Source organism: Krasilnikovia sp. MM14-A1259 (assembly GCF_047159535.1).
Classification (GTDB): Bacteria; Actinomycetota; Actinomycetes; order Mycobacteriales; family Micromonosporaceae; genus Actinoplanes.
Window position 1 is genome coordinate 36631 of the sequence record NZ_BAAGAJ010000001.1, and the last position, 18758, is coordinate 55388.

The window sequence follows — 18758 nt, forward strand, 5'->3', positions numbered from 1 at the left end:
ATCTCCGGACACCCTATGTGGGACAGGTCGTGTGACCTTCGGCGGTAGACGGCGCTGATCCTTCAGCGGTGAATGGCGCAGACCGCGCGATATCCGTCATACCAGCTGAGGCAGCACCGCCCTCCAGGCCGCCAGCTGACTCGCAACTTGGGGATCTTCGACTTGGTCCTGGTGCCAGCCAGCGGCGCTGACCAGCTTCTTAGCCTGCCGGGATCGGCGCATGGTCTCTATGTCCAGCAGGCGGAGGTCTGTGGCGTCGGGAATGGCATCGATCGGAATGGAGATCTGGCTCAGACAGTCCCGGACGATCGAGTCTGCAGGCGGCAGGACGTCGGCGACATCGCCGGCGATCTCTCGATAGCGCAGCTCGGCGACAAACGACGCGACCTGGATCGCAGCCTCGTCAGACGTGAAGACACCCGTCTGAGTGGCGTGGTCAACGGCCCAGAGATACAGGCGCGCCCAGGCGCGACGCCGCATTTGCGGCCGCTCGTAGACTCCGTCTTTCACCAGCAGGAGCAGATGAAGCCACCAGTTGGTCCGGTCGCTGGGGGCAGTGGGTCGACGCTGCGCTACCCAATGGGCGCGCTGCTCGTCGTTCGTGTCGAGTAGATGCCCCCGCAGCGCCTGCTCGAGCGACGCCGTATCTGCGTGACCGCCGCGGGGTGGGAGTTCGTCCGCCGTGGTTGGTGGCGGGCTTTGCTGGTCGTACGGTTGCTCAGTCATCGGCGGCCACCACCAGGGTGAGGGTGCGGCTGGCACGGTCGATGAGCACGAATTCGTGGAACTCGTTGTGGACACCGCCCCAATCGTGGAAGGCGGCTCGGCCGAGGTCGCGTAGCTGGTACGCCTGCTCGGCGGTGCGCAGCGGCTGGTACACCTCCCGCTCCAGTTCAGGCAGCAGGTGTTCCGGCACCGGAGCGAACTGCTCGGCCCAGGACCGTAGCCGCCGCGCGGCAGTGTCGGGCTCGATCGGGTCGTAGCAGCCAGGGGTGATCCGGTCGCGCCAGTACGGGCCGTGCCGGAGTGGGTCGCCGCCAGGGTCGCCGCCAGCGTAATTGTCGCCGTAGAGCTCGTGGTCAATCAGCAGCGCCAGGATCGACGTGTCGTCGGCCCCCGGTGCAGGTAATGCGAAACGCTGGATGTCGACCCACTGATAGGTCCGGTTCTTGAAGTTGATGAAGGCGTGACCGGCGTGCGATAGCCGGGCCGCTCCGGCAAACGGAACGTCTGCGGCGGAGGTGTCCCGACCTGCGGTGGTCCCGTCCGGGGAGAAGAGCAGTCGTAGCTTGACCTGGTGGTTGTGCTCGGCATGCCCGACCACCTCGCCGGTGACTATCAGGCCGATCTCGGGCAGGGACAGGTCTCGGGGCATCGCGGTGATCTCGACGAGCCCGATCGCGTCAGGCACCCCGTCGATGCGGATGAACACCCCGAACCGTTGCCGGGCGACGACCTCGCCCGTGACCCGGGCCCCGACGGGCAAAGCGGTGACGGTCGCCGGCCAGGCCGCCTGCAGGCGATCCGGGTCGTACGTGCCCGGGTCGGGCCAGGAGTACTCGGTCATGGTCGGTCCTGCTGCCGGCTGGAGTCCAACCACTCGGCGTCGTTCCACATCACCGGCATCGCGCCCACCGGGTTGAACCGGATGGCCGGGTCGTCGGACTGCACCAGGCAGCACATGCGGTGGCCGATGAGCGCCGCTGCACGGGCCTGATCAGCGAAGATGTCCAGGACGACCTGCGCCGCCCGGGGACAACGGCGGGTGAAGGCGTCATAGCCGATGAAGACCAGCACCAGCCCGGTCGCCTCCCGGCTGGTGCCGTAGTCGCAGGTGACCACGTTGCGCAGACAGTCGTTGAGCGCGTCGAGGTTGCGGCCGTAGTAGTCGGGGAAGTCCAGCGCGGCGGCGATGTCGCGATGCAGGTCCGCCTCCCGCATCCAGCCGACGGCGTCGAGCCGGACTACCTGGTAGCCACGCTCGCGCAGCTCACCGACCGCGGTCTGCAGCACCGACGTGCGCCAGAACAGGCGCACGAACGAGGGCGCCATGAGCCGGAACGCCACGTCGCCGGACTGCTCGGCGTCGGGATCGAACGCGCTCACGCCGGTTCCGCCGCGGCCTGGCCCACGAGGTAGCGGTGCAGCGACGTCTTGGGTATACCGGTCTTGGCGGCGATCTTTCCCAAGCTGGTGCCCTGGGCCTTGAGCAGCCGGGCGTATTCAATCTTGTCGGCGGGATGTGCGACCGGGCGGCCGACACGCCGGCCCGCGGCTTCGGCGACCGCGCGGGCGTGCGCGGCGCGTTCGGCGGTGAAGGTGCGCTCCATCTCAGCGAACAACGCAAGGAGCAGGAACGCGATGCGGCCCATGCCCTCATCGGCGGTGTTGATCGGTAGCGGGTCGGCCAGGGACCGTACGCCGATGCGGCGCTCCGCAAGATCGTGGACGAGGTTGAGGACCTCGCGCAGGTTGCGGCCCAGCCGGTCGAGGGTGTGCACGACGATCGTGTCGCCGGGTCGGGCGTACTTGAGGAGTGCGGCGAGGCCCTCGCGGTCAACGGTGGCGCCGGTCCTCTTGTCGGTGAAGATCCGCTCGTCCGGGATGTCCGTGGCCGCCAGGGCGTCGAGCTGCCGCTCGAGGCTCTGCCTGGTCGTGGAGACGCGGGCGTAGCCGAGGTCGAGCCCGGCTGGCGGGTGCGGTACGGCGGCAGTCACACCCTGATCGTACCGAAATTCGTCCCCGTACCATCTTTTCGGAACGTCAATTGTGGAACTAATTGTGGAACGGTGAACGGCCGGTTCCGGACCCCACGAATGAGCCTGCGGACCGCTGTTCCACTTCCTTGGATGTGGAACGCACCTCGGCGTCCGGTGCCAGCCATGGCGCGAGGTCGAACGCCATCCGCCATTGTTCGGTCACGCGACCAGGCGCCGGTGGTGTCGAATGATCTGAACGGCAGGACGTGCGTCAGCGATGCCGGCGGTCGAGAGGTGCTCGGGGATGAAGGTGCTGTTGGACGAACCGCGGGTGTTCGTGACATACGGCTCGGCGTCGGTAGCCAGCGGCGAGGACCCGTACGAGATCGCGTACGACCTGGAAGAGGCCTTTTCGGATGAGAGCAACGGCCTCTGCGGCGCCGGAGTCGAGGGAGTCCTCGTGCTGACCACCGGCACGCACACCGGTTGGCTCCCGTTCCGGGTCGAGCTGCACCCCAGCGCCCCGGCGCTCGACGACAGCTGGGACGAAATCGTGGAGGTGTCGTTTACTGCGTTGTCTGACCGAGTCGTCCTGGCTGGGCTGGACGGCGACCCCTTCGAGTTCGACCTGCCCCGCAACGACTACCGGGTCCGGTACAGCATCCGCGGGATGGACGAGGCGGACACCACCGACGAGACCCCTGACGCCTACCTGCTGCAGTTTTGGCCTGCCCCGCCGGCCAGCGGCAAGATCGTGAAGCAGAGCAGCAAACGGGCGGCATACTGGCACCGGGCCCGGCGGACGCTGACACCCCAAGAGCAGCAGGAAGACGAGCAGCGCGAAGCGGCGGAGCAGGAGCAGCAAGCCCGGGAACGGTGGGGCGACCGGATCCCGAACGACCGGCTCCGCCACGCCGAGGGCCTGTACCTCAGCGCGATCTCCGAACTGGACATCGATCTGGAGTTTGCCGTCGCCGACGCGGACGACGCCACGCAGCGGCAGATCGCGACCTGGGCGACGCTGCGGTCACTAGAGCAGGCCGGCCTCGTTGATCTTCCACAGATCGCTCCGGCAGTCGCCGCCCTGCGCAAGGGCAGGAAAGTACCAAAACCGTTCGACGACAGCGCGATGGTCTGGCCGATTCTGGGCGCCGCGGACATCGCCCGGACCAGCGTTCCCGTGCCACCCAATGGGGAGTACGAGCAGTCACCGCAGGACTGGGCGATCAGCGCCCTGTTCCACTCGGCGATGGAGGACTCACTGGCAGCGGCGCTCGAAACGCTGGTGTGCCTGGCATACGTCCACGGGCGCCACGGATACCGGCAGGCGTTCACCGCCGTGCGCGAAGCCTTTCCTCAGCTAGCAGGGGGGTAGAAGCTGGACCGCCCGGCGGAATTCTGGGCCTTGTGGATGACCGGGTACCGCAGCGACACCGTCAGGTCCCTCCGCGTGACATCGACAGGCTTAGACCTATTCTGATGTGGTGCGCGGCTCGCCCGCCCCGTTGACGGCCCACAGTCTGGCCGAGTTGCCAGATGCCGTGAGGGCCCAGGCGTTGCGCCGGTGGCGGGTACTGCGTCCGCACCTGGAAGACGGGGTGCCGCTCGCCCGCGCGGCGGGAACGGCAGGGGTGGCGTTGCGGACCGCGCAGCGGTGGCTGACCCGCTACCGGGCTGACGGGCTGGCCGGGCTTGCGCGTTCGGCGCGCAGCGACCGGGGCACGACGCGGTTGCCCGAGGATCTGCGGCTCTTGATCGAAGGCTTGGCGCTGCGCCCGCCAGAGCCGTCGGCGGCGCATGTGCACCGCGTCGTTGTCGACGTGGCCAAGAACCAGGGCTGGCCGGTGCCGTCGTACGCCACGGTGTACGCGATCGTGCGGGGCATCGACCCGGCGATGCGCACCCTGGCCCTGGACGGCGATAAGCGGTACCGGGAGGTGTTCGACTTGATCCACCGTCGGGAGGCGGCCGGACCGAACGAGATCTGGCAAGCCGACCACACCCAGCTGGACCTGTGGGTGATCGCCCCCTCGGGAAAGCCGGCACGGCCCTGGCTGACCGTCATCGAGGACGACCACTCCCGAGCCATCGCCGGGTACGCGGTCAACCTCGGCGCCCCGTCGGCGATCCAGACCGCACTCGCGTTACGGCAGGCGATCTGGCGCAAGGGCGAGCCGGGCTGGCACGTCTGCGGCATCCCGGGCACTTTCTACACCGACCACGGCTCGGACTTCACCTCCCAGCACATGGAGCAGGTCGCCGCCGACCTGAAGATCCGGCTGATGTTCTCCGGCAAGGGAAGGCCACGTGGTCGCGGGAAGATCGAGCGGTACATCGAGACGATCAACCAGATGTGCCTGCCCGCCCTGCCCGGCTACGCCCCACGGGGCACCAAGGACCGGGCCGGGCAGGCTCGACTCAGCCTCGCCGAGCTTGACGTGGCGATCGGCCGGTTTGTCGTCGCGCAGTACAACCAGCAGCCGCATAGCGAGACGGGCCAGCCGCCGCAGGCCCGCTGGGACGCCGCCGGGTTCCTGCCGCGCCTGCCCACCTCCATGGAGCAGCTCGACCTGCTGCTGCTCACCATCGCCAAGCCCCGCAAGGTCCACCCCGACGGGATCCACCTGTTCGGCCTGCGCTACCTCGACGTGACAGTGCTCGGCGAGTACGTCGGCGAGCCGGTCACCATCCGCTACGACCCTCGGGACGTCGCCGAGATCCGCGTATTCCATGACGACCGGTTCCTGTGCCGGGCGATCTGCCCAGAATTGGCCACGCAGACCATCGGCATCAAGGAGATCTCCGCCGCCCGTAATGCCCGCCGGCGCGGGCTGGCCCACGGGCTGACGCGGCGCGCCAGCGTCGTCGACCGGCTCCTCGCGGTGCACCAGCCATCCGATCCCACCCCGGCGGCGCCGGACCCCGAGCCGATCCGGCCCGGCGCCGCCGCGCTGAAGCTCTACCGGGAGGACTGAACGATGGCCGACCTCGTCGACGGCGGCGACACACCCGCGCGGCGGGCGAAGGAGGAGACTCCCGTCGCCCTACTGCCGGAAGTCGAGCCCCAGTCAGCCACCGCGGCGCCTTTCGTGGTCACCAAGGAGTACCGGCGTTTCGCCGAGTTCGCCGACGCGGTACGCCGGGAGCGCTACATCGGCCTGTGCTACGGCCCGCCCGGCGTCGGCAAGACCCTGTCCGCCCGCCGCTACGCCCGCTGGGACCTGGTCGAGTACGCCGTGCAAACGTTCAAGTTCTTCGAGGCCGACCACATCCCCCGCGAGATCCTCGACACCCGCAGCGCGGTCTACACCCCCAAGGTGCACAACAGCCCTGGTCGGGTGGAGAAGGACCTGGCCTACATCCAGGACCGGGTCTCCTGGATGGTGCAGAGTCTCGAACACCCCGAGCACGGCCCACCGCTGCTAACGCGCCACCAGGGCCGATTCGCCGAACTGCTGATCGTCGACGAGGCCGACCGGCTCAAGACCGCCACCCTCGAACAACTACGTGACCGGCACGACCGCACCGGCGTTGGTCTGATCCTCATCGGCATGCCCGGCATCGAGAAACGCCTGGCTCGCTACCCGCAGCTCTACAGCCGCGTCGGATTCGTGCACCACTTCCGGGTGCTCTCGGCCGAGGAACAGGCGTTCGTGCTCGCACGCCACTGGCCCGAGCTCGCCCTGCATGACCCGGACGACTTCACCACGGCCGAAGCGCTCGCCGCGATCATCCGCGTCACCAGTGGCAACTTCCGGCTCACCGCCCGCCTGGTCGCCCAGATCAAACGGGTCCTCGACATCAACCACCTCACCGTGATCACCAAGGAAGTCGTCGAAGCCGCCCGCGAAACCCTGGTCATCGGCGTGCCGTGACCGTCATCGGCTACGCCCGCACCCGCGCCGGCGAGGACACTGCGGCCATCCGGGCCGAACTGACCGGCGCCGGATGCACTGCGATCTACTGCGACGAACGGATCCCTGTCCGCGCCGAGCAGCCCCAGCTCGATCGCGCGCTCGCCGCGCTTCCGGCCGGCGGAACCCTCGTCGTCTGCCGCCTCATCCACATCGGGCGCTCCCTGGAACACCTGGCCGAGCTGCTCATCCGCCTCGACCATCGCGGGATTCGGCTCCGCGCCCTGCACGAGCAACTCGACACCGTCGAACACGGCGAACTCCTCCGCCAGATCACCCAAGGCTTGATCGACACCCGCAACGTCTGGCGCTCCGAATCCACCCGAGAGGGGCTCGCCGCAGCCGTCGCCGCCGGCCGCAAGATTGGCCGGCAACCAGGACCACCCCTACTCAGCCCGGAGCAAGACGAACTGGCCCGCCAACTCTGCGACCGCGGCGTACCTGTCGTCGAGGTCGCCGAGCTGATCGGCGTCTCAAGAGCCAAGCTGTACCGCGCACGGCCACCCGCCGCCCTGCCGACTACTGGCGAAGATTCAGCGCCGTAGACCACTGAAGGTCACAGACAGGTCAGGGCGCTGGTCCCCGGCGTGCGCCGGTGCCGGTTGCGGGTGTCCGTTGGGGGCCCCTAACGGACAAGATCATCGCTACCGCTAACGCTGCACCGATCTCGCTCGCCCCGAGCTCGGCTCAACTGTGAGGGGGAGCGTTCTATCGGGCGAAGCTCGTCATCGATCTCCCGCTGATCCATGCGGGCCTCGCGCCGGTCGACGGCCCGCTCGCGCCTGTCAGCGGCGGGTCCGCAATAGCGCGTGCAGGATGACGCGCAGGGGCTTTCGCCGCGGGGAGGTTCTGCGGGCGGCGATGGATGCGTTCTGCGCGGCGAGCGCCTCGGTGTGCTCGCCGCGGGCGGCGTGCAGCTCGGCCTTCTCCTGGTACACCTGGGCCAGAAGTTCGCGCAGGCCACGCTCGGTGCACAGCGTGTGGGCGGCGTCCAGGCTTGCCAGGGCCCGGCCGGTCGCGCCGAGAAGACGCTGAGCCCTGGCCAGGGTCAGCAGGTACTCGGCCAGCTCGTCGGCGTCATTCGGCCCCGCGCCCTTGTAGCGGGCGATGCAGACCAGCATGGTCTGCTCCGCCTCGGCGTAGTCGCCGTTGGCGATCTGGATCGCCGCGATCGTGTCCAGCGCGTCCGGGTCAAGGTGGTAGGCGCGGGCGACGGCGTGGTCCTGCATCCGCCCGGCGACCTCCCTGGCCCGCGGGAGGTCACCGGCCCGGTACTCGGAGTAGGCCCAGTTGTTCAGCGTCACGGTGAGCTGTTCCCACTGATGAAGCTCGCGGGCCAGGTCCTCGGCCTGGCGGTACCGCGGCCGCGCCGCGTCCATACCGCGGTACTCGGCCAGCGCATCGGCGAGCTTCAGACGGTGCCAGACCTGCATGTGCGCGGTGGCCGTCTCATCGAGCAACTCGACCGCGTCCAGCGCGTGCCTCAGCGACTTGGCCCCGTGGCCGCAAAGCCGCTCGATACTGGCCTGCACCAGGTGGGTACGCGCCCGCATCCGGCGGTCGCCGGACCTGCGAGCCCACGCCTGGACGCCCCTGGCATGCCGTGCGGCTTCCCGGAAATCGCCGGTGCGCCGGAGCATGTCGATCCAGCACAACCGGGCCCGCATCAGCAGGGCCTCGTCCCCCAGCGCCTCCGCCCGTCGTTCGAGGTCCACCGCGGCCGCGTAGCCCGCGGCGGCGTCCACGGCGACCCGGTCCTCCAGCCTCAGCAGCGCAGCCGACAGCTCCTCGGCGCCCACCGCGCTGCCGTGCGCCCCCTGTACCCGAAGCCGGTTCACCCCGGTCTCATCGGCCATGCGCCCGTGATGATTGCCGCCTGGTGACGCACCCCACGGCAGCGCACGGCAGCCGGCTGAGCCAGAACTACCAGGACGGCACCGGGGCGATCGGCTGAACACGCTCCCCCACCGTCCGGGGAACCCCAGGGCTCCAGGCGATACACCGCAGATCGCACAATCGCCGCGGCGATCGATGCAGCCTTGCTGGCGCACAGCTGGTCCGTGACGGGGCCCCACGGACCGGTCACCCTGGTGGTGCTCTGTGACAGCGGGGTGATTACTCGGGCGCGGCGCCCACCCCTCTTCGACAGGCCCGGGGTGCGCGCCGCTCCACCGCCCGGGGTGCCGTGCGGGGTGGCGGTCCCGACCACCCTGAGCGGCGGGCCCGGGGCTCTGACGGCTGTCAGGCCCGGGCCCGCCGCCGATCACAGACACACACCCCACCTAGCCAAGCCGGAGAACCAGCGAAAGCTCAAGCGTCTGCTCGGCAAGCTGCATGCCCGCCGCTTGACCGAACTGACCGGCCGTCGGGGGATCAGCTACGGACAAGATCATCGCTACCGCTAACCGCTGTACCGGTCTTCCTCAACCCTGGCCCCGGTGCGCGGGCATGACGAGGCTACGGTTGCCCGCGGTCTCCCTTGTCGGGCAGGTCGAGCGGGGCGCCCGGCGGCGTGGTGATGAGTTCGGTGTCGGAGGCCGGCGGTGCCGGGGTGAGCCATTCGGCGAGCAGCACGGTCGCGTCGTCCTGCAGCTGATCGTGCTGGTAGTCGAGGATGGCGTGGATCAGCTTGCGGGCCGTCTCGGGTGGGTGCAGTTGGTCGGCGGCGGCTTTGACGGCGAAGTCGATGAGCCGCTCGAGGCCGAACTGGGTGCCGTCGGTTGAACGGGCCTCGATGATTCCGTCGGTGTAGAGCAGTAGCCGGTCGCCGGGTTCGAGGGCTTCCTCGACGACGACCGGGGGCTGCTTGTCGCCCATGACGACGGGGAGCGCGGTGGGGGTGGGCAGGGCTTTGACGACCTTGCCGGCACGGATGACGATGCCGCCCGGGTGTCCGGCGGAGATGACCTGCAGGGTGCCGGTGTGCTGGTCGAGTTCGGCCAGTACCGCGGTGATCAAGCCCGTGCGGTCATAGCCGCGGACTGCGGCGTCGATGTGGTGGTAGGTGGCGGGCAGATCAAGCCCGGCGCGGCGGGCGTTGCGGTAGGCGGCCAGCGCGAGTGAGGCGAGGACGACCGGGCGCATGCCGCCGGCCGAGCCGTGCCCGACGGCGTCGAACAGGGCCAGGTGGGCGGTGTCGGCGTTGACGGCGTAGTCGAAGGCGTCGCCGGCGACGTCGTAGGCCGGTTCCAGGATGCCGCTGATGATCAGGTGGCCGGTGGAGAAGGTCAGCGGGGGCAGTTGGGCGCGCAGCATCTCCGCGGCCAGATGCATCGGCTCGCGGCGCCGCAACCGTTCGATGGTGTCGCTGTAGAGGCTGCGGGTGACCACCAGCTCGGCCAGCAGCGCCGCGACGGCGGCGCAGTCCTCGACGACGTCCTCGTCCGGGCGCCCGGCGAGCACGACCTCCAGCACGCCCATGCGTTCCGCGCCGTTGATCAACGGCAGCCACAGCCGGACCCCGTCCGGTTTGGTGTCGCTGAGGCTGGGCGCAACCTGGGTGTACGCCCGGCCGCCGAGGGTGCCATCGATAGGGAACGGTGCGAGGTGCGGGGCCGTGCCGCCCAGCAGCGGCAGCAACAGCGTCTGCTGGTGATCGACCAGGTAGACGATCATTGCGGTGGCGTTGACCAGCGGCGCCGCCCGCATCGCCATCTCCGGCAGGTCGTCGGGTCGCGCATGGTGCGACTGGCGCAGCAACTGCCGCAGCGACTCGAGAGCGCCCATGGGTATTCCTCCCTGGCTGTCGCACGCCGTCACCCACCATGACGACGTCGTCACCCACCATGATGGCCAGCGCCGGTCGACGCCGCGGCGCAGGGCGGCTGTCGTTGATCACTATCGGCGGTTCCCCTCCCCGCTGGCTTGCCCGTCCTTGGAGCTTGCCCTTGAACCTGTTTCCGCAGGTAGGGGCTGCTTCCGGCTGGGGGCGGCGCGGTGACGGCGTTCGGAATGGCGTCACTGTGACGCTGATCCGAACGCGGTGAGGTCGGTGTGGAGGCCCGGTGCCGGTGTCTTGGCTGAGCGGGGGGCGTGCAGGGGCTACCCGGCGTGCAAGCCACGATCGCGTGATCCATCGACAGCATGCAGTAGCTGGCCGGCCTCAGCCAGCGTGGCCTGCAGTTGATCCAACGCGGCGTGTATCGCGGCGACTTCCAGGGGCGGAAACCCCTCCGACGCCGCATACCTCAACTGCGCCCGGAGCACCGCAAGCTGCGCCTGCGCCACGATCATCATGGCGGCGGTCTCCGGGTCACACCGCCGGCCCGGCTGCACCACCTCACCCTAGGACCAAACCGCTACGGCGCGGCCAGGATCTGCCGTCGAGCCACACACGGTGCCCGAGTACGACCGGCCCGAACCCGATCTTGAAGCTCAAGGACAAGCCTGGAGTTGTTCTTTCGCTGGAAGCTACCGGCACCCCAACAAGGGGGACAGAAAGTCGTCGGCGCCGAGGACAAAAGACTGTCGGTCAACATACCGCGGCCGCGGCGAGTGGTCGAAGGTGACGGTGGCAGCGGGGATCATTACGCACTAAGGAGTTCGTCGCGTGTCGATCTGAGCCCGGTCTGAGGTCCGGGCGGAGAGGGTGGCGTCGTGAGTGATCAGCCACGGGAGCCGTCCGTGCTGGCCGGCCTACCTGGCCACCCTCGACGAACAGTCCGCCTCCGGCTACCGGGCCTGCGGCCACGCCGAGACCGCCGTGAACATCCTGGAACGCCAGATCGCGGCAACACCTGCCCACCTGCACCGCGACAACGGCCACCAGCTCGCCAAACTCGCCAACACCGTGCTGGCAACAGCCGAGCCGGACCCCGAACGCGCCGCCGGCCTCGGGCCTGACTCGTCGCAGGAAATGACCCATTCCCCGCGACAACCACACCATCGGGTGACATCGATACCAGCCCTGACCGGCCGAGGGTCGAAACCGTCGTACCGCCCTGGCATCCTCGACCCGTACACGTTTCCTGCGACAACCGGTGAGGGGCGGACGTGGGCCAGGTCCACAAGATTCGCGGCGCGGACGTGACACCGACCTTCGCCCACGCCGTGGAGACATTCCTCGTCGCGCACACCCTCGCCGGCGCCTGGTCGACCGGCACCGCCGCCAAATACCGGCAGACCCTCACCGCGATCGCCGCCCGGCTCGCCGGCAGCCCCGCCGGCGCCGACGTCGCCGCTCTCGATACCCCGGCCGGCGCCGCCCGCCTCGCCGAGGCGTTCACCGCGGCCTTCGGCACCACCGCCCCAGCCACCCGGCTGCGGCACCTATCCACCCTGCGCTCGGCGTGCGCCTGGTGGCGGACCAACGCGCGCTGGATCAGCACCGATCCGACCGCGAACTGGGCCCGTCCGAAGGTCGCCGTGGACACCACCCGGGCGCTCACCCGCGACCAGGTCGCCGGACTCTGGCGCCTCGACGCCAGCGTCCGGGACAAGGCGCTGTGGCGGCTGCTCTACGAGACCGCCGCCCGCGCCGAGGAGATCCTCAACCTCGACATCGGCGACCTCGAACTGCCGAACAAGCGCGCCCGCGTCACCTCCAAGGGCGGCGCGACCGAGTGGGTGTTCTGGCAGACCGGCACCGCGCTGCTGCTACCCCGCCTACTCGCCGGACGCGGCCGCGGGCCGCTGTTCCTCGCCGATCGCCGACCCACCCGCGCGGTCGCCACCAACGACCTGTGCCCCGTCACCGGCCGCGCCCGGCTGTCCTACCGCCGCGCCGCCGAAATCTTCGAGCACACCACCCGACCGCTCGCCGACCCAGCACACCAGACACAGGGCTGGACACTGCACCAACTACGGCACTCGATGCTCACCCACGAAGCCGAGAACGGCACCGCCACCCCCACCCTGCTCGCCCGCTCCCGGCACGCCTCCGTACGCTCCCTCGCCCGCTACGCCCGCCCCGGCCCCGAAGCCGTCGCCGCGCACGTCGCCGCCACCGACCCCGCCGCCCGCAAACGCCACCGCCGACCCCTAGGAGAGCCGTGACCACCCCCGAAGAGCAGCGCTGGATGCCCCCGCACAACGACCCGAAAAACATCCTCCTCATCAACCCGCACGGCACCCGTCACCTGTCCTTCGACCAGCGAACCGGCACCTGGTGGCGGCTATGGCAACACCGCCCCGCCGAGCCCGTCGGCGCCGACGGCGCAGCACTGCTGCGCCCCAGCGATATCGACACCATCATCAAGATCAGCAACATCTGGATCATGCGGAACGCAAACCAGCAACGCGCGCACCAACTCACCGACGAACTCGCCCGCGGCGCCAAAGCCCTCGTACTTCACTACGCCGAACTCGCAGGTGCCCACTGACATCTGACTGTCGTTCAACAGCAAGCTGACGGACGCCGTGGCGGTGCCGCTACCGATAGCGGCACCCACACCGGGGCACGCCGAATCGAGGGCGCGGAGCCGGCGCCAGAAGCCACGACGGCGCGCTGCCACCCACAGCGCCCGTCCCGGGCCGGGGCCCACGCTCATCGATGGGGTTCCTCGGCGAGTGCCACTCGCGATTACGTGAGAGCCGCCGACCGGCAAAGGGGGAAGACGCGCGTGTTCACCACTACCCAATCCGTGCCCGGCGAGGTCATGACGCCGCTGATGCGAGGGCTCATCGACGACACCGCGCACAAGACGCTGCGGGACTGGCACCGTGGTGATCCGGATCGTGAACTGGCCCGCCTGGCGGGACTGGATCCGCGCCGTCCTCATCTGCACCTGGGCGACCCGTTCGGCAAGGTGCTCGTATGGCTGTGGCGCACCGATCCGCACCATGCGGTCAGCGTCGTCGCCGACGTGGTAGCGCAGATGCGGCACTTCGACGAACTCGCCACCAAGCAGATCACCCTCGACGATCTGCTCGACGCTCTGCCGTCGGCGTTGCAGGGCCTTGAGGAGCAAGAGGAAGACGCGCTGATCGACCGGCTGCGCCACGACGTTCCCCGGCAGTTCACCGTCGATCCCAACCTCGTCGAGTAGGCCACAACGGCGCCATCATCCACAGCGCCCGTCCGGCGTTGCCCTTTCGTGTTGAGCGGACATGATCTTGTCGCCAGGCAGGACACGAACCTGTCGCTCAACATCTGGGACGGGCACAGCACCGAGACGAAGAAGTACCACCGCATCGCCGCGTTCCTGCGCACCGGCCGCACCTGACCGGCCTTGTCGAGTCGCCCCGCCCGTCCTGCACTCGGCGGGAAGGACGGGCTTCGACGTGAAACATCCGGCCCCGGCCGTGACGTGCCTTACGTCCGGCCTAGCCCGGGGCATCGTTCGGTTCAGCGCCGGGGCAATGCCTGCCGATTCACTACACAGACGGGGTCGGTATCGGGAGATTGCTGTGCGCATGATCAGGAACTTGCGGGTGGGTGCCCGGCTGGGCGCGGCGTTCGGGCTGCTCGGGCTGCTGCTGGCGATCAGCATCGGGATCGGGCTGGCCGGTCAGGCCCGGATGAACACGGCCACCACGAGCGTGACCGAGGCCGCCCAGGTCCGCTCACACGCCCAGACCGTGAAGTTCCGCACCGCGGACTTCGCCGGCTGGCAGACCGGATACGCCTTCGACTTCGTGCGCGGGGTACCGCACGCGGCCGACGACACCGTGGGCCAGCGCAAGCAGTTCCTCGCCTCGACCGCGGCGTTCCGCACCGACCTGTCCGCGCTGGCCGCCGATCCGCTCACCGCCAAGGAACGCGCCACCCTCGCCGACCTGCAAAAGGCGTTCGACGGATTCCTGCAGACCGACCAGAAGATCATCGCCGGATACCGGGCCGGCACCCCCACATCGATCGCCGCGTCCAACGATCTGGCCTCGAGCGAGTCCCTGGACTGGATGACCAAGATCGTCCAAGCGGCCGACACCCTGGTCGACGAGGCCACCACGCAGGCCGACCAGGCCCGGGCCGACTTCGCCACGATCAGCAGCAGCACCCGCATCCTGATGGCCGGCACGGGCGCGATCTGCCTGCTGCTGGCCGCCGTCCTGGCGGTCCTGACCACCCGCACCATCACCGGCCCGCTGCGCAGCATGGTCGCCGCGATGCGCAAGGTCGCGGACAAAGACCTCACCGTCCGGGTCGGGCTGGCCGGCCGCGATGAACTGGCCGAGCTGGGCCATGCCATCGACACCACCCTGGACCGGCTGCGGACCTCGTTCGCGGTGATCAGCACCGACACCACCACCGTGGCCCACGCTGCCGAGCAGCTCGCCCAGGTATCCACGCACCTGGGAAACGCGGCCACCGCGACCTCCACCCAGTCCGATCACGTTGCCTCCGCCTCCGAGGAGGTGTCCCGTAACGTGCAGACGGTGGCCGCGGGCACCGAGGAGATGACCGCCGCGATCGCCGAGATCGCCGGCAGCGCCGCGCAAGCGGCCCGGTTCGCCGCCGCGGGCGTCGACGATGCCCGCGAGGCCTCGCAGGCCATCTCTCAACTGGGAACGAGCAGCGCCGAAATCGGCACCGTGGTCACGCTCATCACCGAGATCGCGGAGCAGACCAACCTGCTGGCGCTCAACGCCACCATCGAAGCCGCCCGCGCCGGCGAGTCCGGCAAGGGCTTCGCGGTGGTGGCCGGTGAGGTCAAAGACCTCGCGCAGGCCACGGGCAAGGCCACCGAGGACATCGTCCGTCTGGTGCAGACCATCCAGCAGGACACGGCCGCAGCGAACGCGTCCATCACCCGGGTGGATGACGTCATCAACAAGATCAACGACTATTCGGTGACGATCGCCGGGGCGGTCGAGGAGCAGACGGCGACCACGCAGGAGATGAGCCGCGGGGTCGGCGAGGCGGCGTACGGATCGGCGCAGATCACCGAGAACATCTCCGGTGTGGCCAGCGCTGCGCAAACCACCTCCGCCGGTTCCGAGCAGGCGCAACAGACCGCGGAGGAACTCACCCAGGTGGCAAACCGGCTGCGCGACGAGGTCGCCCAGTTCCACACCTGACGGGGCGCCGCTATTGCCGGTTTCCGCCGTGCCACGACACCCGGGGCGCGGCGCCGGCATGTCGACGAGAAACCCCGGCTACCAACCAGCCTGGCCGGACCGCAACCGAGGCCACAACATGCAGAAGCGTCACTGACTGCGCATTCCGGCCTGCCGCCGGCGCCATGCGGCGGTGCGGCATCGTCGGCGAGCAGTAGACCGCGCTCGGCCGTTTCTGCAGCCCGGCCGTCCACGTCGTACCGCACTGCGGGCAGACCACCCGCCGCTTGGCCGCCTGCTGGGCCAGTACCACCCGCACGCGGGTGCGCCGCACCAGCCGCCAATGCCGGGAACGGCACGCCGCCGAGCAGAACCTCGCCGAGGACCGCCGGGACGCCGGCAGTCCCTGGCCGCACATCTGGCATCGCTGAAGGTCGGCCGACCGAGCCTGACCGCCGGCTGGAAGCGGCGGCCGACCACCCCCGGAGCGGCGCTCGCCGCTGCCCACCGGACCAGCCTAATGACCGGGCTGCGTTTGCTACCGGGCTGTCACCTGCGGGCACCGGTACGGCCCACGGTGGCCTGCCATTCTCGGTGTCACCCCCCGGGTTGTGGCAGGTAGGCCAAGGGGGTGCATGGTGCAGGTGCTGGTCGTTGATGACGAACTCGACATTCGTGACCTGCTGGAGTGCTGGCTGCACGCGGATGGGCACGAGGTGCTCGCCGCCGACAGCGCCGAGACGGCCCTGGCCGCGGTGGGCCGTGAGGGCCTGCCGCAGGCTGTAGTGCTGGATGTCGACATGCCCGGTATCGACGGGGTCGAGCTGCTGGCCCGGTTGCGGGAGCGTGCGCCCGGGTTGCCCGCGCTGTTCGTGACGGTCCTGTGGGATGCCCGGAATCGGGACCGTATGCGCGACGCCGGCGGGGTGGTCCTGCCCAAGCCGTTCAGGCGCACGCAGTTATGCACCGCGGTGCGACAGTTGACCGCTGGTACGGCCGTCGCCAGGAGTGAGCAATGATGCGGGGGATCCCGGCGTCGTTGCTGCGCACGGCCGGGTTCGCCGGATTGTTCCTGGTCATGGAGTTCGTGAGCCGGGCGGCGATGGCCCAGCACAGCGACGTGCCGGTGGTGTGGCCGGCGGCCGGGGTCGCGGTGATGTGGTTCGTCGCGCAGCGCGCAGCGCGGATGCGCTGGGCCGACCCGGTCGCGCTGGTGGCGGTGATCGTGGCCGTGAACCTGGCCGCCGGTGCCGGGGCGGCGGTCGCCGTGGTCTGCGCCGCGGCCGGGCTGGCCCAGGTCGAGGTGTTCCGGCGGCTGCTGCCGCGCGCGTACCGGGGCAGTGACGGCGCTGCCCTGCGGCCGCGGGACCTGTGGATGCTGCTGGCGGTGGTCGCCGGCGCCGCCGCGGCGGGCGCTGCGGTCGGTGTCGCGGGCCTGTGGCTGGTCACCGGCGCGCTGCCCGGGTCGACGGCGGCGATCTGGTCCTTCTGCGACGCCGGGAACATGCTGCTGTTCGCGGCCGGCATGCTGCACCTGCAGGCGGTGGCGGCGACGTACCGGGCCCGGTACGGCTTGGTGGCTGCCGGGTGCAGGCGCTCGGTGCGCGCGGTGAGCGGTGCCCGCGCCGCCGAGTACGCGGCGGTGACCCTGTGCGCGCTGGCCGGGTACGGCGTCGCCATGATCTGGCCCGGCGTGTCGATGGTGTTCCCGCTGATCGCGCTGACCGTGTGGGCCGCGGTCCGGCTGTCCACCACCTACGTGATGGCCCACAGCCTGGGCGCCGCCGTCGTCACCGCGGTGTGCACACTGCACGGGTACGGCCCGTTCACGCAGCTCGGCTCGCCCAGCCACGCCGTCCTGGTCGGGCAGGTGTTCATCGCCACGATCACACTCGTCGGCCTGGCCCTCGCGCTGGGCCGCGACGAACGAGACACGCTGACCGCCGAGCTCGCCGGGGAGAAGGAACGCGCGTCGCAGCAGGCCGATCTGCTGAACGCGGTGGTCGACTCCATGGCCGATGGCCTGGCGGTGGTCGACGAGCGGCAGGGCATCGTGCGCCACAACCCCGCCGCCAGGCGGCTGATGGGCCGCATCAGACCCGCCGACGAAACCGGTAACAGCAGCTACTACGGGCTGTCGCGCCTCGACGGCACCCCCTTCGCCGATGAGGAACTGCCCTACCGGCAGGCCATCGCCGACGGGCAGGTCCACATCGTGGACCTGCTGACGAACAATCCCGACCTGCCGCAGGAGCGGATCCTGCGGTTCATCGCCACCCCGCTCACGCTGGCCTGCGGGGCCCGCCAAGCCGTGGTACTGGCGCACGACATCACCGCTGAACGCCGCCACCGCGACGAACTCGCCAGCTTCGCCGGCGTCGTCGCCCACGACCTGCTCAACCCGCTCGCCACCGTCGAAGGCTGGACCGAAGCCGTCGCCGACGCGCTCACCGACGCCCCCGAACACCCCGCCGTCGCCGAAGCCAACTCCGGGCTGGCACGCGTCGAACGCGCCGCCGCCCGCATGCGCGGGCTCGTCAACGACCTGCTCGCCTACACCACCACCCGCGACGCCACCATCAAACCGGCCACCGTCGACCTGCACCCGCTGGTCACCGACGTCGCCGACGCGCGCATCGACACCGCCATGGCCGCCGACACCCCAGTACCCACCTTCACCGTCGGCGACCTCGACCCGGTCCACGCCGACCCGGTGCTGCTGCGGCAACTGCTGGACAACCTGATCAGCAACGCGGTCAAGTACACCGCCGCGGGCGTGACCCCGCACATCACGATCACCGGCACCCGCCAGGACGACACCGTCGCGGTCACGATCGCCGACAACGGCATCGGCATCCCCGCCGGCCAGCACGACGCCGTCTTCGACACCTTCCACCGCGCCCACCGCGGCAAGGGCTACGGCGGAACCGGTCTCGGCCTGGCCATCTGCAAACGCACCGTGGAACGCCACGGCGGCACCATCACCGCCACCGACAACCCCGGCGGCGGCACCCGCTTCACCTTCACCCTGCCCGCCGCGGCAGACACCGCCGTGACCGACCCCACCACAAACCACACGACCCAGACACCCGAACTGGTTGCCTGAACCAGCGCCTCGGCCCGGTGCGGTCACACGGCCAACTGCCCGGCCGAAGGCATCCGGCCGGGCAGGTCCTCTGACCTCAACGCGACCGGCAACAACGTGATC

General features: G+C 69.8%; 18 protein-coding genes. 12 read left to right on the plus strand and 6 right to left on the minus strand.

Translation table 11 applies throughout. The annotated features are described in order from the left end of the window. Positions 1-96: 96 nt before the first annotated feature. The 4 genes from ACMCNK_RS00180 to ACMCNK_RS00195 are packed head-to-tail and all read right to left on the minus strand — an operon-like array spanning position 97 to position 2717. Complete coding sequence (locus tag ACMCNK_RS00180) at positions 97-726, minus strand: hypothetical protein (RefSeq protein ID WP_412734302.1); 630 nt, start codon at positions 724-726, stop codon at positions 97-99. Then, positions 719-1567, minus strand: a complete 849-nt coding sequence (locus ACMCNK_RS00185) for a hypothetical protein (protein WP_412734303.1) — start codon at positions 1565-1567, stop codon at positions 719-721. Before ACMCNK_RS00185 ends, ACMCNK_RS00180 begins: the two co-directional genes overlap by 8 nt. Next, a complete protein-coding gene (locus ACMCNK_RS00190) occupies positions 1564-2106 on the minus strand; it encodes a barstar family protein (protein ID WP_412734304.1) in 543 nt (180 codons plus the stop codon). Before ACMCNK_RS00190 ends, ACMCNK_RS00185 begins: the two co-directional genes overlap by 4 nt. Continuing rightward, positions 2103-2717 carry a recombinase family protein gene (locus ACMCNK_RS00195; protein WP_412734305.1) on the minus strand — a complete coding sequence of 205 codons (615 nt, stop codon included), beginning with the start codon at positions 2715-2717 and terminating at the stop codon, positions 2103-2105. Before ACMCNK_RS00195 ends, ACMCNK_RS00190 begins: the two co-directional genes overlap by 4 nt. Before the next feature lie 286 nt (positions 2718-3003). Here ACMCNK_RS00195 and ACMCNK_RS00200 point away from each other — a divergent pair, with 286 nt between their 5' ends. The 4 genes from ACMCNK_RS00200 to ACMCNK_RS00215 all read left to right on the plus strand — a co-directional run bounded on the left by ACMCNK_RS00200 (position 3004) and on the right by ACMCNK_RS00215 (position 7158). After that, complete coding sequence (locus ACMCNK_RS00200) at positions 3004-4074, plus strand: hypothetical protein (RefSeq protein ID WP_412734306.1); 1071 nt, start codon at positions 3004-3006, stop codon at positions 4072-4074. Between the two features lie 109 nt (positions 4075-4183). After that, a complete protein-coding gene (locus tag ACMCNK_RS00205; RefSeq protein ID WP_412734307.1) occupies positions 4184-5674 on the plus strand; it encodes a Mu transposase C-terminal domain-containing protein in 1491 nt (496 codons plus the stop codon). Between the two features lie 3 nt (positions 5675-5677). After that, on the plus strand, positions 5678-6574 hold the full coding sequence (locus ACMCNK_RS00210; RefSeq protein ID WP_412734308.1) for an AAA family ATPase: 897 nt from the start codon (positions 5678-5680) through the stop codon (positions 6572-6574). After that, complete coding sequence (locus tag ACMCNK_RS00215; RefSeq protein WP_412734309.1) at positions 6571-7158, plus strand: recombinase family protein; 588 nt, start codon at positions 6571-6573, stop codon at positions 7156-7158. The genes ACMCNK_RS00210 and ACMCNK_RS00215 overlap by 4 nt, the downstream gene beginning before the upstream one ends. A 240-nt stretch (positions 7159-7398) precedes the next feature. Here ACMCNK_RS00215 and ACMCNK_RS00220 read toward each other — a convergent pair whose 3' ends face one another. Together ACMCNK_RS00220 and ACMCNK_RS00225 are read right to left on the minus strand one after the other, a co-directional pair. Further along, complete coding sequence (locus ACMCNK_RS00220) at positions 7399-8469, minus strand: hypothetical protein (protein ID WP_412734310.1); 1071 nt, start codon at positions 8467-8469, stop codon at positions 7399-7401. 601 nt (positions 8470-9070) lie between these two features. Continuing rightward, positions 9071-10339 (minus strand): PP2C family protein-serine/threonine phosphatase, encoded by a 1269-nt coding sequence (locus ACMCNK_RS00225; protein ID WP_412734311.1) that lies wholly within the window; start codon positions 10337-10339, stop codon positions 9071-9073. An 874-nt stretch (positions 10340-11213) separates the two neighbouring features. Between ACMCNK_RS00225 and ACMCNK_RS00230 the strand changes: the two genes are divergently transcribed. From ACMCNK_RS00230 to ACMCNK_RS00265, 8 genes are all read left to right on the plus strand, one after another. Beyond that, complete coding sequence (locus ACMCNK_RS00230) at positions 11214-11642, plus strand: hypothetical protein (RefSeq protein ID WP_412734312.1); 429 nt, start codon at positions 11214-11216, stop codon at positions 11640-11642. Next, complete coding sequence (locus ACMCNK_RS00235; protein ID WP_412734313.1) at positions 11606-12607, plus strand: tyrosine-type recombinase/integrase; 1002 nt, start codon at positions 11606-11608, stop codon at positions 12605-12607. Before ACMCNK_RS00230 ends, ACMCNK_RS00235 begins: the two co-directional genes overlap by 37 nt. Further along, positions 12604-12933: a hypothetical protein gene (locus ACMCNK_RS00240; RefSeq protein ID WP_412734314.1), complete on the plus strand. Its 330-nt coding sequence runs from the start codon at positions 12604-12606 to the stop codon at positions 12931-12933. The genes ACMCNK_RS00235 and ACMCNK_RS00240 overlap by 4 nt, the downstream gene beginning before the upstream one ends. A 240-nt stretch (positions 12934-13173) precedes the next feature. Then, on the plus strand, positions 13174-13599 hold the full coding sequence (locus ACMCNK_RS00245) for a hypothetical protein (RefSeq protein ID WP_412734315.1): 426 nt from the start codon (positions 13174-13176) through the stop codon (positions 13597-13599). 51 nt (positions 13600-13650) lie between these two features. Then, entirely contained in the window at positions 13651-13776 is a 126-nt protein-coding gene (locus tag ACMCNK_RS00250) for a hypothetical protein (protein WP_412734316.1), read from the plus strand. A gap of 190 nt (positions 13777-13966) precedes the next feature. Continuing rightward, positions 13967-15571 (plus strand): methyl-accepting chemotaxis protein, encoded by a 1605-nt coding sequence (locus tag ACMCNK_RS00255; protein ID WP_412734317.1) that lies wholly within the window; start codon positions 13967-13969, stop codon positions 15569-15571. A gap of 614 nt (positions 15572-16185) precedes the next feature. Next, the gene (locus ACMCNK_RS00260; protein WP_412734318.1) at positions 16186-16569 is read left to right on the plus strand and encodes a response regulator; all 384 of its coding nucleotides are present in this window, start codon (positions 16186-16188) and stop codon (positions 16567-16569) included. After that, positions 16566-18656: a sensor histidine kinase gene (locus tag ACMCNK_RS00265; protein ID WP_412734319.1), complete on the plus strand. Its 2091-nt coding sequence runs from the start codon at positions 16566-16568 to the stop codon at positions 18654-18656. The genes ACMCNK_RS00260 and ACMCNK_RS00265 overlap by 4 nt, the downstream gene beginning before the upstream one ends. Positions 18657-18758: the final 102 nt, after the last annotated feature.